The 16051-nt window shown below is 43.5% G+C and carries 17 protein-coding genes; 5 read left to right on the top strand and 12 right to left on the bottom strand.

The features are described 5' to 3' along the window. Positions 1-2: 2 nt before the first annotated feature. The 5 genes from ACFODW_RS07860 to ACFODW_RS07840 all read right to left on the bottom strand — a co-directional run bounded on the left by ACFODW_RS07860 (position 3) and on the right by ACFODW_RS07840 (position 3419). Complete coding sequence (locus ACFODW_RS07860; protein WP_390305004.1) at positions 3-209, bottom strand: YqzK family protein; 207 nt, start codon at positions 207-209, stop codon at positions 3-5. A 206-nt stretch (positions 210-415) separates the two neighbouring features. Then, a complete protein-coding gene (gene fur, locus ACFODW_RS07855) occupies positions 416-874 on the bottom strand; it encodes a ferric iron uptake transcriptional regulator (protein ID WP_390305001.1) in 459 nt (152 codons plus the stop codon). Positions 875-981: 107 nt separating this feature from the next. Beyond that, positions 982-1620, bottom strand: a complete 639-nt coding sequence (gene spoIIM / locus ACFODW_RS07850; RefSeq protein ID WP_390304998.1) for a stage II sporulation protein M — start codon at positions 1618-1620, stop codon at positions 982-984. 80 nt (positions 1621-1700) lie between these two features. Further along, positions 1701-2873: an endonuclease Q family protein gene (locus ACFODW_RS07845; protein ID WP_390304996.1), complete on the bottom strand. Its 1173-nt coding sequence runs from the start codon at positions 2871-2873 to the stop codon at positions 1701-1703. After that, on the bottom strand, positions 2874-3419 hold the full coding sequence (locus ACFODW_RS07840) for an NUDIX hydrolase (protein ID WP_390304994.1): 546 nt from the start codon (positions 3417-3419) through the stop codon (positions 2874-2876). A gap of 131 nt (positions 3420-3550) precedes the next feature. Between ACFODW_RS07840 and ACFODW_RS07835 the strand changes: the two genes are divergently transcribed. Further along, positions 3551-4465, top strand: a complete 915-nt coding sequence (locus ACFODW_RS07835) for an aldo/keto reductase (RefSeq protein ID WP_390304991.1) — start codon at positions 3551-3553, stop codon at positions 4463-4465. A 31-nt stretch (positions 4466-4496) separates the two neighbouring features. Here the strand turns inward: ACFODW_RS07835 and ACFODW_RS07830 are convergent, their stop codons facing one another. From ACFODW_RS07830 to ACFODW_RS07820, 3 genes are all read right to left on the bottom strand, one after another. After that, positions 4497-4820 carry an iron-sulfur cluster biosynthesis family protein gene (locus ACFODW_RS07830; RefSeq protein WP_390304989.1) on the bottom strand — a complete coding sequence of 108 codons (324 nt, stop codon included), beginning with the start codon at positions 4818-4820 and terminating at the stop codon, positions 4497-4499. A 69-nt stretch (positions 4821-4889) separates the two neighbouring features. After that, positions 4890-5684 carry an SDR family NAD(P)-dependent oxidoreductase gene (locus ACFODW_RS07825; protein WP_390304987.1) on the bottom strand — a complete coding sequence of 265 codons (795 nt, stop codon included), beginning with the start codon at positions 5682-5684 and terminating at the stop codon, positions 4890-4892. Beyond that, positions 5674-6639: an MBL fold metallo-hydrolase gene (locus ACFODW_RS07820; protein WP_390304985.1), complete on the bottom strand. Its 966-nt coding sequence runs from the start codon at positions 6637-6639 to the stop codon at positions 5674-5676. The genes ACFODW_RS07825 and ACFODW_RS07820 overlap by 11 nt, the downstream gene beginning before the upstream one ends. A gap of 147 nt (positions 6640-6786) precedes the next feature. On the opposite strand from ACFODW_RS07820, the gene ACFODW_RS07815 reads away from it, so the two are divergent. The 4 genes from ACFODW_RS07815 to ACFODW_RS07800 are packed head-to-tail and all read left to right on the top strand — an operon-like array spanning position 6787 to position 10885. Continuing rightward, a complete protein-coding gene (locus tag ACFODW_RS07815) occupies positions 6787-7533 on the top strand; it encodes a glycerophosphodiester phosphodiesterase (RefSeq protein WP_390304983.1) in 747 nt (248 codons plus the stop codon). Between the two features lie 12 nt (positions 7534-7545). Beyond that, the gene (namA, locus tag ACFODW_RS07810) at positions 7546-8562 is read left to right on the top strand and encodes an NADPH dehydrogenase NamA (RefSeq protein WP_390304981.1); all 1017 of its coding nucleotides are present in this window, start codon (positions 7546-7548) and stop codon (positions 8560-8562) included. A 15-nt stretch (positions 8563-8577) separates the two neighbouring features. Beyond that, on the top strand, positions 8578-9501 hold the full coding sequence (rnz, locus tag ACFODW_RS07805; protein WP_390304979.1) for a ribonuclease Z: 924 nt from the start codon (positions 8578-8580) through the stop codon (positions 9499-9501). Positions 9502-9514: 13 nt separating this feature from the next. After that, positions 9515-10885, top strand: a complete 1371-nt coding sequence (locus ACFODW_RS07800; RefSeq protein ID WP_390304977.1) for an aldehyde dehydrogenase — start codon at positions 9515-9517, stop codon at positions 10883-10885. 241 nt (positions 10886-11126) lie between these two features. Here ACFODW_RS07800 and ACFODW_RS07795 read toward each other — a convergent pair whose 3' ends face one another. The 4 genes from ACFODW_RS07795 to mce form a co-directional block, all read right to left on the bottom strand. Further along, entirely contained in the window at positions 11127-12392 is a 1266-nt protein-coding gene (locus ACFODW_RS07795) for a DNA polymerase IV (protein WP_390304975.1), read from the bottom strand. An 88-nt stretch (positions 12393-12480) separates the two neighbouring features. Then, on the bottom strand, positions 12481-13605 hold the full coding sequence (locus tag ACFODW_RS07790) for a M20/M25/M40 family metallo-hydrolase (RefSeq protein ID WP_390304973.1): 1125 nt from the start codon (positions 13603-13605) through the stop codon (positions 12481-12483). 26 nt (positions 13606-13631) lie between these two features. Next, positions 13632-15179 carry an acyl-CoA carboxylase subunit beta gene (locus ACFODW_RS07785; protein ID WP_390304971.1) on the bottom strand — a complete coding sequence of 516 codons (1548 nt, stop codon included), beginning with the start codon at positions 15177-15179 and terminating at the stop codon, positions 13632-13634. Further along, complete coding sequence (mce, locus tag ACFODW_RS07780) at positions 15179-16003, bottom strand: methylmalonyl-CoA epimerase (protein WP_390304969.1); 825 nt, start codon at positions 16001-16003, stop codon at positions 15179-15181. The genes ACFODW_RS07785 and mce overlap by 1 nt, the downstream gene beginning before the upstream one ends. Positions 16004-16051: the final 48 nt, after the last annotated feature.

The following is a 16051-nucleotide window of genomic DNA, read 5'->3' as shown; positions in this document are numbered from 1 at the left end:
GCCTACTCTCCTAACCGAAAAAACAGATTCAATCGGTCGAGAAAATCTCCTTCTTCCTGAAACACCTTTACTGCCGGCCCTTCAGGCGGATCGTACCGATGATAGTTTTCATATTCAGCATGCATCATCTGCAAACCAAAATAAAATAAAAATGTACAGGCTGAAAAAATGATGAAAACCTTGAATGTATCCCAAATTATCCGCTTCATTAGGTATGGCTCCTCTTCTAATATTCTATCCTATTAAAAGATATGCCAAAAAAGAAACACATTATACCTTAAACATTGTATAAATTGGAAATACTGGGGAATTATATTTCATTTTAAATGTAACCTTTTTCATTTCATTTGTAAATAAAAACGGAACTGCTTTTCTTGCACCATTAATAAAAGCCCTTTCCGGCAGAAAAAGGCTTTTACTGGGTAGCTTTAACTGTAGCTTCCTGGCATTGCTTGCAAATGCCGTGAAACGTTAAGCGATGGTCTTTCACTTCGAAGCCCCAGTCATTTTGCACAATCTCTTCCACATCCTCCAATAGATCTTCCAAGATTTCTTCTACAGAACCACACTCAGTGCAAACTAGGTGATGATGAAAGTGTTTTGCCCCTTCTTTTCGAAGGTCATAATTGGACACGCCATCACCGAAATTGATCTTGTCGACGATCTTTAATTCTGAGAGCAGATCCAAAGTACGATAGACGGTGGCCAAGCCGATTTCCGGGGCTATTTCTTTCACCAGCAAATAAACTTCTTCCGCACTTAGGTGTTCCTCTTCCCTTTCTAGTAAGACACGTACAATGGCTTCCCTTTGCGGAGTGAGTTTATAGCTCTGGGCGTGCAGCTGCTTTTTTATCCGATCAATTCGATGTTCCATGGCTAATAACCTCCCTCATATCCCACCTTTATTATATGCACGGTTGAAGGCTGTGTCAAAGTATTATTTCTCATTTTATATTTAGACTAATTATAACTTAATATTATTTATTGATAAAGGGATTTTATCCATGCCTCCATTGCTTCGTTTGCTACATACGCTTCCAGGACAGCCGCCAAGAAGGCAACCCCCAGTAGGCAGAGGAAAAAAAACATATATCTGCCAAACGGCTGAAAAACAGGCTGGGAAATTTTCCGTGTGAATAGTTTTCCCAACAAAGTAAGGGAAAATATCATCGATACACTCCCGGCAGCTATATAAACGGGAATGATGAGAATGTTTTGTGGAGCTATTGCCAACGAAGCCAAAAGCATGCCTTCCGTTCCCAATTGATTTACAATGAAGCCTACTGAGAATCCTACCATCATACCTTTTGCGAACAGCAGCACCCAGACTGCAGGCAGACCTATTACTGAGAGTCCCAGTAGAAACAACAGCAGTAAATATTTAAGATGATAGGATAGACTATTCCTAAGAATTTCCGTATTGGCCATTTGCTGCCCGTCGATTATTTGCCCAAAAAATCGTTCCATATAAAAGAATAAATCTTGTTTCTGCACAAAGCTCATACTGTTTACCAGAATGGCACCGAAAATAATGCCTGTCAGAAACAAAATTGTCATGAAAAGATAAATGGTTGCGTGTTCCTTGAAATGATTAATCGTAAGCATACGGTTTTTATACAATGGAATCCCCCATTCCGGCTAGGTTCTATTACAAATCTATGAGGGATCCCCTACAAAAATACCATATGGTTGATTCTTCGTTATTTTTTAATATCTACTGTTCCATACTTTCCGCCGCCACCGGCCTTTATGGATAATTTACCCTCTCTCATTTGGATGATCATTTCCGCTAGAGTTACAGGAACTACTTTTTGAAGTTCATTCAGACCAGCCTGGTGAATCACATGCATTTCCGTGCCAAATCGGAGCAGCAATTTCTCAAAGGTCTTTGGCCCCAGTCCCGGCAGGTATTCCAGGGGGACTTGATACAGATAAGGTGGTCTGTCGACTGCTTCCTTTTCTGTATCCTTCAGTTCAGCAATACGTTCTGCAACCCCCTTGACAACCTTCATCGATCCGCATTCAGGGCAATGTTCGGATTTAGGGGATAAGTTGGACAGACAATTGCTGCAAACTGTCGTATGATATTTACCCAGCCTGGGATTCATACCATAATTTTCCACAATGGCTCTGCCGTTCACTCCATGAAGAGCCCAGTTGAATTCTTTGAAAGAGGGTTCTTCCATGGAGAATTTTTGATATTCCCTCCCTATTTTCGCCAGGGAGTGGGCATCGGAATTTGAAACAAAAGAATATCTATGCAGTTCGCCGATCTGATAGGCCATATAGGTGTCGGAACTTAGGCCAAGCTCTATTGCGTCGATCAAATCCGCATCCAGGACCTCACGAAGGGAACGGACGACTCCTTTTCCATATAGGCTTTTAAAGGGAGTGAACACATGAGCAGGAATGAAGAGCCCTCCGAGTTCTTTAGTTTTATATTGCAACGCTCTTGCTGTACCGTAATACCGCTGGGAACTCAAGTTAATGTTCTTCATGCGTCCGGACAGCCAACGGGAAAATTCATCCATCTTATCAAGTGTGTCAAAATAACACAATACATGAATCGGGCCACGGCAATTTTCGTCATAGATTTCAATTTCTGAACCAGGTATTAACGTCACACGTTCAAAGCGGATACCACCGTCTTCCAATTCATAAGCATGACCTTGGTCGATAAGTTTTCTAATTTCCTGCTGGACAGCCGGTGCATGGCAGTCTATCACACCTAATAGTTCGATCCCTTTCCTCCTGCTTGCTTCCTTTAAAATATTAGTAAGTGTAAGGTTCTTTGAACCAGTTATCTTTACAGGACGGCCATTGATATCCCTGCCAATATGGATATGCATGTCCGCAAAAAAATCACGGAGCATTTACATCCTCCCCAGTGCATGCAGATAAAGGACCGCATAATTTGTTTTTGCATCCTGGATGAGCCCCTCTTCCACATATTGTTTCGCCTCATCCAGTGTCAGTTCCACCAACTCTACGAACTCATCTTCGTCTCCAGCTGGAGGTGTATCCAACTTTTCTAATTGATCGGTAATATAAATATAAAGAAGTTCATCAGCGAAACCTGGGGATGAATAGAAATTAGCCACCAATGAAAGCTCTCCTGTTGTATAGCCTGTTTCTTCCTCCAGTTCTCTGACAGCAGTTGTTTCAGGCGCCTCCCCTTTTTCCAATTTCCCTGCCGGAATTTCTACCAAAGTTTTTTCTAGGGGTTTCCGGTATTGTTTTACAAAAATGATTTTATTGTCTTTGGTGATAGGTATAACTGCTACAGCCCCTGAGTGTTTGACGAGTTCCCGCTTAGATGTCTTTCCGTTTGGCAACTGGACATCATCCACCTGCACTTGTATGACCTTGCCATCATAGATGGCTTCTGTTTTTATCGTCTTTTCTTCAAATTTATCCATTTTCATCCACCCTTACTGCTTTAAGTTCATTTCTATCTTAGCATATTATAAGATGGTTTTTTACCATTTGTATTATGCAGAATCCGACTCTACAATGATAGATGGATACTTATAGATGGAGGAGATGGACGATGAAGAAAAGACAAATCGGAACATCCGATATTTATGTTTCTGAAATGACATTGGGATGCATGTCACTCGGAACAGACATTAAAAGGGCAACAGAGATCATTGATGCAGCTCTTGACGCTGGCATTAACCATTTAGACACTGCCGACCTTTATGATTTCGGGTTGAATGAGGAAATCGTCGGTAAAGCTATTCAAAATAAAAGGGATCAAGTCATCTTGACCTCAAAGGTAGGCAATCACTTCGACAAAAAACGGCAGGACTGGTTCTGGGATCCATCCAAGGATCATATTAAAAAAGGATTGAAGGAAAGTTTGCTTCGGCTGAACACAGATTACATTGATTTTTATATGTTGCATGGCGGAACGATAGATGACCCAATGGATGAGTCGATTGAAGCCTTTGAGGAGTTGAAGAAAGAAGGTCTGATACGGGCGTACGGCATTTCATCCATCCGGCCGAATGTCATCCGTGAGTACGTAAACCGTTCGAATATAGATGGGGTGATGATGCAGTACAGCCTCTTGGACCGACGGCCGGAAGAAGAGATACTTGATCTCCTTCATGCCCAGTCCATCAGTGTGCTGGCAAGGGGCCCGGTTGCAAAGGGGATTTTGACAGGTTATGGCGAAAGAAAAATAGAAGAAAAAGCTGCGGAGGGATATTTGGATTATTCATATGAAGAGCTTGTCCAAATGGAGAGGCAGCTGCATAGTGTACTTGGCAAAATTCCTTTCCATGAAGCAGCTTTTCGATATATATTGAAACATCCGGCTGTGGCAAGTGTTGTTTTCGGAGCCAGCACGAAAGAACAGGTACTGGCCAACACAGAGATCGACCTTTCGGAGTTACCAAATCATATGTATATGAAACTTAAGGATATTACAAGACCGATAAAATATACGAAACACAGGTAAAGCCGGGGTCCCCCGGTTTTACCTGTGTTTCTTACTGTTCGAATAGCTGCTGTTGCGATATAAAGGGATTCAACACACCCTCCGGACTGGAAAGGCGGAAAGAGCCGTTTCTCACGTCAAGCTTCATGTTCTCTTCAAAAAATACAGCTTGATCCTGATCAATGATCACGGGATAGCCATTGCTTTCAACATCCATAGACCTGCTGCTTTTTTCATTGGTAAACCGAATGCTCGGCAGGCCATTGACTGCACATCCGCAACCATCAGTGTCATACCACAACTTTAAGTAGTTTTCCCCATTCCGATTCAGCTGTTTTAGAGAAGAAGCCGCTTCTGGTGTGATAGTCAGTTCCATATATGCACCACTCCTTTATCTCTTACTAAAACATGAACATGCACTGAAAGACCGATTGCCAAATGATCCTTACTTTTTATTGAACTGCTCTTTTAAAAGGGTCTCCATCGTCCCAGGAAACTGGTGGTAAAATCTACTTCCTACCTCCATCCACCATGGCATATTAATTTCCCTTTTGTTGGTGAATAAGTGTTTAATAATTTTGTCCGCTACCTTGCTTGGTTCGAGCATATAACGCTGAACACTTTTTACATAACTGCCGTCTGGATCAGCCGTCTTAAAAAAACCGGTCGAAACCGGACCTGGGTTTACCGCGGTGACATGGATGCCTTGATCCTTCAATTCTAACCTCAGGGCATTGGTATATCCTAAAACAGCATGCTTACTTGCAGCGTAAACCGCAGATTTAGGGGTGGCTATTTTCCCGGCCTGGGATGCAATATTAATAATATGCCCCTTGCCTAGTGACTGAAAGTGAGGGAGAAGCGACTTAGTTACTCGCATAAGAGAAAGCACATTCAGCTCAACCATATATTCTGCCTCTTCCATTTCCATGTCCTCCATTAGCTGGAAAGATCCTATACCCGCATTGTTGATTAGCCCTTCCAAGGTCGGATGGCTGTTTACAATAGCTTCTAGAACCTCTTTCCCTTTCTCCCGGTCAACTAAATCAACAGGATAAAAATGGCTCACTGCTCCCAATTCCTTATTCATGCTTTCAGCCATTCTTTCCAGTTTATCGGCCGATCGAGCTGCCATTATAGGAACCGCTCCATGTTCAGCAAGCTTCCATGCAATCGCTGCACCAAGTCCGCTTGACGCCCCAGTAATCAATACTTTCTTGCCTCTCAATCTATTTTGCATAAAACACAGGCCTTCCATTCCTAAAAATCTTCCCGGTCTTCCCTGAATCCTCCAGGTAATCCAATTGGGCAATCGTTTCGGACATCGTCAAGTCTATCTGTATTTCGTGTTGGGCTGGAAATAAGTTTCGGCATATCTCAAAAGGAGTCATTGGCTCCTTCTGAAGAAGCCTGTATACATGATTTGCACGCTGTTCCTGTTTATCCAGCCTTTTTTTGATGATCTCCTCCACATTGGAGAAAACCGGCCCATGTCCAGGATATACTTTTTGGACCTCAAGCTCCATACATTTATGTAAACTGCTTCGGTACTGCAAAATAGGCTGGGCTCGTTCCTGTTTACTTTGTTGAGGAGGTTCGATAATCGGGTTGGGGGATATATGATATAAAAGATGGTCCCCTCCTACCAGCACCCGGTCAGAATCTCTCAAAAAAGACAGATGGCTTTGAGCATGGCCCTTTGTCTCTATAACTCTCCATTCTTCATGGCCTGGCAACCCGCCCCCTTCCGATAGAAAGTTCGTTATTGTCCCCCTGCCCCCATAGTTCAGAACGTCAAGCAGATTAGCCGACGCTTCACCGAAATATACCTCCGGAACACTCCAGGTTCTATAACAGTTCAGGAAAAACTCCTCACATTCTTGGAAAAACCGTTCATTCCCTGTTACCCATCTTTCCGCATTTTCATGAGCAGACAACATTTGAGCTCTGGGAAAGTCATCTATTAGGCCGGTATGGTCAGGATGGTGGTGGGTTAGTATAATTTGTTCTATATCGATCGGAGAATAATTCAATTCCTTCAGCTGTAAACGCATCGCATCACTTGCATCCTTTGTCCGGACTCCTGCATCAATGAGCGTAAGGACCTCCCCCTTCAGCAAGTATGCATGTACATCCCCTACAGAGAAAGGTGTGGGAATGGTGAATTGTGTAACTGTATCGTCTAGTACTTGCATAGTAGATCCCCTCCAAAAGTGAACCGTCATTCATTTCCTTCATTGTACTCCTTTGGCCTCCTCTTGTCATCCGCATTCTCATTTCTCCTGTATAGTAAATTGACTTTTTACGCTAAATCACACACAATCAATAAGGAGGTGTATACATTGAAAACAGCCATTTTTGCACACCGCGGTGCGAGCGGCTATTCACCGGAAAATACCATGCCAGCCTTCCAGCTTGCCTATGAAATGGGCACAGATGGAATTGAAACAGACGTACAGCTTACGAAGGACGGAATCCCTGTATTAATACATGATGAGCAAGTAAAGCGCACCACAAACGGCAGAGGATATATCAAAGACCTAACCTTTGAGGAAGTGAAAAGGCTTGATGCAGGAAGCTGGTTCTCCAGTAGGTTCACCGGTGCTTCCATCCCGAGTTTGGAAGAGTTTCTGGAATGGATAGAAGACAAACCATTATATTTAAATATTGAATTAAAAAATAATAAAATAGAATATAGTAATCTGGAAGCCATTGTATATGATATGGTGTTACGATACGGACTGCAACAGCATTGCACCCTTTCCACATTCAACCCCGAGAGCATCAAAAAGATAAAAAAGATCGGCACCAGCATCAGTGCTGCATTGCTCACTTCCAAAGCGGAAGTAAATCCTGTTACATTTGCAGGCAATTTAGGTGCAGATGCCATCCATATAAAATATCGGCTATTTGATGAGAGTGTGGTAAAAGAAGGCAAGACAAAAGGAATGCCTGTGCGGGTGTATACTGTTAATAAAAGCGCACATATATTAAGATGCTTAAAACTCCAGGCGGACGGAATTTTTACTGACTTGCCTGATAAAGCAATTGAACAACGTCAATCTTTTTATAATAATAACGGTAATTGAAGGAGGATACATATGTCAAAATTATTCACCCCCATTACTATGAAAGAGGTCACTTTGAAAAATAGAGTAGTAATGTCACCAATGTGCATGTATTCGTGTGAGCAGGAAGATGGAAAGGCAACACCCTTCCACTTAACTCATTATCATTCACGTGCTGTTGGCCAGGCCGGCTTAATTATGGTAGAAGCCACGGCTGTACAACCGGAAGGAAGGATCTCTGCTAAGGATCTCGGTATCTGGAATGACGACCATATTGCCGGCCTTAAAGAAGTAACGGAACAAGTGCATGCAAACGGGGCTAAGGCTGCCATTCAACTGGCACATGCCGGCAGAAAAGCTCAACTGGACACGCCTATATATGCCCCTTCCTCCCTGAAATTCAATGACTCTTTTAAAGAACCGGTAGAAATGACCAGCCATGATATCGAAGAAACGATCGATTCGTTCAGAAAGGCTGCCAAAAGGGCCAGCCAGGCTGGTTTTGATATCATTGAAATACACGGAGCCCACGGGTATCTGATCAATCAGTTCCTCTCCCCTTTGACTAATCGGCGAGAAGACAGCTTTGGGGGAAACCGGGAGAACCGTTACCGTTTTCTGGGAAGAATCATTGATGCCGTAAAAACCGAATGGGACGGCCCTATATTTGTACGGATTTCCACCGATGAATATGATGAGAAGGGAAACACCATGGAGGATATCCTCTACTATACGAAACAAATGAAAAACGACGGGGTTGATTTGATTGACTGCAGTTCTGGAGGAGTTGTCCCAGCATCCATTCCTGTATATCCCGGGTATCAGGTAAAACGATGCGACCATATTAAAAATACCGTGGGCATTGCTACCGGTGCGGTCGGCTTGATAACAACCGGCATTCAAGCGGAGGAGATTCTGCAGAACAATCGTGCCGACCTCGTCTTTATTGGTCGTGCTATGCTCAGGAACCCCTACTGGCCAAAAGTCGCTGCTGATGAACTTGGTGAAGACCTGGAAGCCCCGGTACAATACAAAAGAGGCTGGCAGTGATTGGAGGGATTTTTTATGGAATTAGTGTTTTTAGGTACAGGTGCCGGCGTTCCTTCTAAGTCGAGGAACGTTTCCGCTATTGCTCTTAAATTACTCCAAGAGCAGAACAGCATATGGCTATTCGATTGCGGAGAGGCCACGCAGCACCAAATTCTTCATACCTCCATTAAGCCGCGGAAGATTAACAATATTTTTATCACCCATATGCATGGTGACCATATTTTCGGCCTGCCCGGTCTGTTGAGCAGCCGTTCCTTCCAAGGAGGCGACAGCCTTTTGAATATTTATGGCCCGGCAGGACTTAAAGAATTTATTGAAACGAGTCTCCGGACGAGTGGCACACATTTGACCTATCCTCTTTCCATCCATGAAGTAGAAAAGGGACAATGTTTTACAAAAGGGAACTTTACCATTGAAGTAGAAGAATTGGAACATGGTGTCCCGAGTTTTGGATACCGCATTACCGAAAAAGATAAACCTGGTGAGTTACTTGTAGATAAATTAAAAGAAAAAGGTATTATGCCAGGGCCTATCTATCAGCAAATCAAAGAAAATGAGACGGTTGAAACAGAGGAAGGTGAACTGCTGAGCCGCAAGGAATTTATCGGAGAAGATAAAAAAGGTCGGGTTGTTACGATTTTCGGTGATACCCGATTACCAGAAAAGTACCGGGAATTTGCTAAAAACTCGGATGTTCTTGTCCATGAGGCGACCTTTGAACATGGCAAAGAAGAAATGGCAAGACAATACTACCACTCAACCACGAAACAGGCGGCAATGCTGGCAAAGGAGAGCAACTCAAAAAAACTGGTAATTACCCATATTTCTTCCCGATACCAGACCGAGGATGACTTTCGACTGTTAGAGGAGGCCCGGAATATCTTTCCGGCCACAGAAATGGCCACCGACCTGTTCCAAGTTAATATAGAGGCGTTATAGAGGAGAGATTTACTTGAATCCAATTGAAGCATTAGTGGACGATCAACGTGCATATTTCCAGCACGGAAACACACTGGGCTATGAAGTACGTAAAGAACATCTGCAAAAATTAAAAACAATGTTAAAAGAATTTGAATCGGAAATCTATCAGGCTCTTAAAAACGATTTGAATAAATCCAGACATGAGACGCTGACCACAGAACTCGGTTTCCTTTACACAGAAATAGACTTCGCGATAAAGAATTTAAGATATTGGATGGAACCTATAAAGGCTCCATCTCCTCTTACACATAAAGGAAGCAAGAGTTTCATTTTGTCAGAACCGTATGGCGTAGCCTTGATTATTTCACCATGGAATTACCCGCTTCAACTGGCACTTTCCCCTGCGATTGGGGCGATAGCCGCGGGAAACTGTGTGGTAATCAAACCCTCAGAGTTTGCCGGGGAGACGTCTTCCCTGCTAGGGCGTATGATTAAAAGCACGTTTAACCCTGCTCATATCACTGTAGTAGAAGGAGCAAAAGAAACCAGCGAACAACTGCTGAAACAGAGGTTTGATTATATCTTTTTTACGGGCAGTACAGAGGTAGGAAAGAAGATAATGAAAGAAGCAAGCATGCATTTGACACCAGTAACATTGGAACTTGGTGGCAAAAGCCCTGTCATTGTCGATAAAGATGCGAATATCGCCCTCGCAGCAAAACGAATTGTGTGGGGGAAATTCACCAATGCCGGTCAGACTTGTGTAGCGCCAGATTATCTATATGTTCATGAAAAGGTTAAATTCAAACTTCTCAAAGCAATGAAAAAGCAAATCAAAAACTTCTATGGCAAGGAACCTTTGAGAAACCCGGACTACATACGGATCATAAACCATAAGCATTTTTCACGGCTTGAACAGTACCTTTCGAACGGGACAATACTCCATGGAGGAAACACAGATCCAGAAACACTTACCATTGAACCTACTATTCTGGACAAAATAACCTGGGAGGATCCGGTTATGAAGGAAGAAATCTTTGGCCCAATTCTTCCAGTACTTGCCTTCTCCAATGTGGAAGAGGCAGTAGAAGCTATCAGAGGCCAGGAAAAGCCGCTCGCATTATACTATTTTAGTGAGAATGAAAAATCCCAGGAACAAATTATCAGATACCTGTCATTCGGCGGTGGGTCTATCAATGACACTCTCTACCACCTAGCCAACCCCCACCTTCCTTTTGGAGGCGTTGGAGCCAGCGGCATGGGCAGCTACCATGGGGAATATAGTTTTCAGACCTTCTCCCATAGCAAGAGCATACTTAAGCAGAGTACAAAGTTTGATATGCCATTCCGCTATCCTGGAGGAAAATTATCCCACCAGGTAATCAAGAAAATCATGAATTGACGAATCCGGCCCTGCGCGAATGAATGAAGAATTACGATAAAAACGGCTTCACTTCAGTACTATTAGAGGAGGAAGCCGTTTGTTTTTAAAATAGAACCACTTTTTTAGAGCATTGACTTTTTTATCCATTATAACTTCCTCTTCTTAACCCAACATTTTTGGTTTCCTTTTAGTGGCTGCAGGCGGCCATATCAGTGGAAGTTGTGTCTATCTGGAAGAGGAATACTATCATCTATATAAGTTATTTCCTTCTATTTATTTTAAAGTCATCCAGAAAGTCTTTCTGAAAGCTCGTTCCCGGCTGAAGAATGCTTTCCTCTATAGGTGTTTGGCTCTGCTCAAAAAGATTTCGTCCATATTTCTCCGTCAATTCATCCATTACTTGATAAAGTTTCTCCTTTCCCGCCTCTTCTTCGTACGTAAAAATATCCAATTGCTTTCCGATTCTTTTTTTCTCCTCCACATTTTGTAAAGTAACACCTAAAAGACGAATTGGTTCTTGATCCCAATGCTTAGCCAGCAACTCCTTTGCAACTTGGACAATTTCCTCCTTTCTCTCCACATAATCATGCAATTTCCTGCTTCTTGTTATGGTTTTTCTATCATGGTATCTAATCATCAGCTGCACGTTCTTGCCAGCCGCCTGCTTTCTCCTCAGTCGGCGTTCCACATTTTCGGCCAGCGTCTCCAGCAATTTATTTATCTCCCTTTCATCCACCGTATCATGGGGAAGTGTCTGGGAACTGCCAATGCTTTTAAACTCATGAACTGCCTCTGGGTCTACTGGCCGCTGATCGATTCCGTTCGCCCTGTCTCTGAGTCTTACACCATTGATCCCTAGCAGCTGTTTTAATGCATAAGTATCTTTGTTTGCCAGGTCCCCGATGGTGTAAATGGATAACTCCTCCAGCTTGGACGCTGTTTTTTCACCTACGCCATGCATTTTGGCAACGGGGAGAGGCCAGAGTATTTTGTCTACCTCTCTTTTTCGAAGAACCGAGATTCCTAAAGGCTTTTTCATATCGGAAGCCATTTTAGCCAGAAATTTATTGGGTGCAATTCCTATGCTGCAGGGCAAGTCCAACTCTTGAAGAATTCTTGCCTGCAGAGTTTCTGCTAAATGGATCGGATTATCAGACCAGTCAGCATCCGTAATATCCATATAGCCTTCATCGATGGAAACCGGCTGGACAATGGGGGTTATTTCTGCAAGCATTTGAAATATCTGTCTAGAGGCTGCACGATAACGGTCAAAGTTTGGACGCATGACAATCAGCTCAGGGCAGATTTTCCTTGCCTGCCATAAGGGCATCGTTGTTTTAACCCCTTTTGCCCGGGCTTCATAGCTGCTAGTCACAATGATGCCTTTTCTCTCCTGCGGATTGCCGGCGATAGCTAAGGGTTTTCCTTTCAAGTCAGGATTATAAGCCATTTCTACTGATGCATAAAAACAGTTCATGTCTAAATGAAAAATAACCCTTCTCTTTTTTACAGTTTCCTTCCCCATTCATAACACCCTTTTAAAAACGTATGATCGTATTTTACTATTATAGCATATGAAAAGGGCCCTGCAGAAAGAAGGGCCCTTTATTACTTTATTTTATTGTCTGTCTGATAATTGCGGTGACAAGCTCGGTCACTTTCACCAGTTCCTCCACCGGAATACGTTCATTCGTTGTATGGATCTCTTCATAACCTACTGCAAGATTTACTGTTGGGATACCAAAGCCTGCTATAATATTGGCATCACTGCCACCGCCACTTTTTAACAGTTTACTTTCTCTTCCAATGGTCTGAGCGGCTTTTCGGGCTGTTTCAACCACCTTATCACCGGCTTCCTGTCTGTAGCCCGGATACATTACCTTTACGGTGACCTCCGCCGATCCGCCCATTTCATGTGCTGTTTTCTCGAAAGCATCCTTCATTTTAGCAGCTTGTTTTTCCATTTTTTCAGGGGTCAGTGACCTTGCTTCCGCCAGTATCTCCACGTGGTCGACTACAATATTAGTCTGCTTGCCGCCTTCGAATCTCCCTATATTAGCCGTTGTCTCCTCATCAATACGGCCATGAGGCATTTTAGCTATAGCTTTGGCGGCAATAGTAATTGCAGAAACTCCCTTCTCGGGAGCAAGACCAGCATGTGCTGTCCTCCCTTTTATAACTGCATTGATCTTAGCTTGTGTCGGTGCAGCCACTACAATATCCCCTACGTCTCCATTGCTGTCCAGGGCATAACCGTACTTTGCATGGATGAGTGACCGATCCAGAGCTTTAGCTCCTACTAGCCCTGATTCTTCTCCAACGGTAATGATGAATTGGACATCTCCATGGGGAATATCATTTTCTTGTATAGTACGGACAGCTTCCAGCATTGCCGCAAGTCCTGCTTTGTCATCTGCACCTAAAATCGTCGTGCCATCTGAAACAATGTACCCATCCTTTATTTGCGGTTGAATTCCCTTCCCGGTAACTACTGTATCCATGTGGGAGGTGAAATAAATTGGATCGGCCTCTGCTGAGGTTCCCTTCCAAGTACACACTAAATTGCCTGCCCCGTGCCCGGTTTGTTCCTTAGCAGAGTCCTCAATCACTTCAACTCCAAGGTCCATGAATTTCCTTTTTAATACTTCTGCGATTCTCGCTTCATCCTTCGTTTCTGAATCAATTTTCACCAGATCAAAAAATTCTTCAATTAATCTTTTTTCATTGATGCTGATCATTTTAATTTTCCTCCATACTTGATGAATTACAGTGGTATATTACCATGTTTCTTGTGCGGGCGTTCCTCCTGCTTATAATGCAGCATTTCCAAGGCTTGTACTAGCTTTATGCGTGTTTCCTTAGGATCGATTACATCGTCGACCATTCCAAGACGTGCAGCGATATAAGGATTGGCAAATTTCTTACGGTAATGTTCTATCTTTTCCTGTCGAGTACGCTCAGGGTTTTCGCTTTCCGCTATCTCCTTGGCAAAGATGATATTTACTGCTCCTTCAGGCCCCATGACAGCTATCTCCGCATTTGGCCAAGCATACACCAGATCCGCCCCAATCGATTTGCTGTTCAGGGCCACATATGCCCCACCATAGGCTTTCCTGATGATAACAGTAATTTTCGGCACAGTAGCCTCCGAATATGCATAAAGTATCTTCGCTCCATGGCGGATAATGCCACCATGTTCCTGCTTAACGCCCGGGAAAAAACCAGTGACATCTTCAAAGGTAATTAGCGGGATATTAAAAGAGTCACAGCAGCGGATAAACCTAGCCGCCTTGTCACTCGAATCAATATCAAGCCCCCCGGCAAGATGCTTCGGCTGATTACATACCAAGCCGACAGTTTCTCCTTGGATGCGGGCAAAGCCAACTACAATATTTTTTGCAAAATCCTTATGGATCTCGAAAAAACTGTCTCGATCAACTACCTGATAAATTACTTTTATTACATCGTATGGGCTTCTGGAATTATAGGGCACAATGTCTGTGAGGCCTGGGCGGAGATGATCCGTGTTATCAAACGTTTGCTTTTCAGCTTTTTGCTGGTTATTTGCCGGAAGGTATTCCACCAGGCTGCGTACGGCATCCAGTGCATCTTCCTCACTGGCTGCCTTGAGGTGGGCATTTCCGCTCTTGGCATTATGTATCTCAGCCCCACCGAGAGCTTCAGAAGAAACTTTTTCACCGCTCACTGTTTCGATCACTTTCGGTCCAGTAATAAACATTTGCGATGTTTTTTCCACCATGATGACAAAGTCTGTTAACGCTGGTGAATAGACTGCCCCCCCTGCACTAGGTCCCATGATAACAGAGATTTGAGGGATTACACCAGAATAAATGGAGTTCCGGTAGAAAACCTGTCCATATCCATCCAGTGCGGAAACCCCTTCCTGAATCCTTGCGCCGCCTGAATCATTCAACCCAATGAATGGAACACCATTTTTTGCGGCAAGATCCATAACAGCAGCTATCTTTTTACCATGCATTTCTCCAAGCGCACCGCCATATACGGTAAAATCCTGCGCAAAGAAATAGACCTGCTTGCCAGAGATTTTTCCATATCCGGTAATCACGCCTTCTCCCTTGGTATTTTCCGTACCCATTCCAAAATCAGAGGTGCGGTGCTCAATGAAAGAGTTCAATTCGACAAATGATCCTTCATCCAATAAATAGTCAATCCGTTCTCTGGCAGTCATCTTCCCCTTCTCATGCTGCTTCTTAATCCGTTCATCTCCCCCACCCAACTCTATCTGCCGACGCTTATCATATAAATCATTGATTTTATCATAAATATCCATTATTCTCCCCTTCCTTCTGGCGGCTGGCAAAGCTCGAACAGGACACCATGGGCTGCTTTAGGATGAACAAAAACAACTTGGCTGTTATGAGCCCCGGGTTTGGACTCCATGTCAATCATCCGAATCCCCTGATCGCTTAATTGGCGCAATCTTCCTCGGATATTCTTTGTTTCAACGGCAATGTGATGAATCCCTTCTCCTTTCTTATCAAGAAACTTTCTTATCGGAGACGAATCTTCCAGAGGCTCCAGCAATTCAATCCGCGATTCTCCGATCTTCAGAAATGCAACTTTTACTCCCTCTGTTGGCACTTCCTCCACTACTTCCAGTTCCAGCCCTAAAGAATCGGAGTAGAACGAAAGCGCCGATTCGATATTCTCAACTGCTATCCCTATATGTGATATCTTCTCCGGCCGGGCTCCACTGAGACTATCCGGTTGAACGAGTTCTTGAATGTATTTCGCTAAAGCCTCTGTGGAAGAACCACTAGTAAATATCTTCTTCACACCCTTTTCTAGAAGAAAAGGAATATCCTCACTCGGGATTACTCCGCCGCCTACGACTGGGATGTCACCTGCATTTCTTTTATCTAATTCTTCTATGACCTTTGGAAACAGGGTATTATGCGCCCCTGACAGCGATGATAGACCTATCACATCTACATCTTCCTGAATAGCAGCCTCGGCTATTTGGACAGGAGACTGTCGAAGCCCCATATAAATCACCTCCATGTCGTGATCTCTTAATGCCTGTGAAGTCACTAATTCACCTCGATCATGCCCATCAAGGCCGGACTTTGCTACCAATACTCGAACTTTCCCCATATTCACTCCACCTCAATATACCTGTATACTTTCCAAACTCTTCCCTTA

Source organism: Virgibacillus sediminis (genome assembly GCF_042643265.1).
Lineage (GTDB): Bacteria > Bacillota > Bacilli > Bacillales > Amphibacillaceae > Virgibacillus_O > Virgibacillus_O sediminis.
Note: the sequence above shows the minus strand (reverse complement) of the source record. Positions and strands in the feature narration are given on the sequence as shown.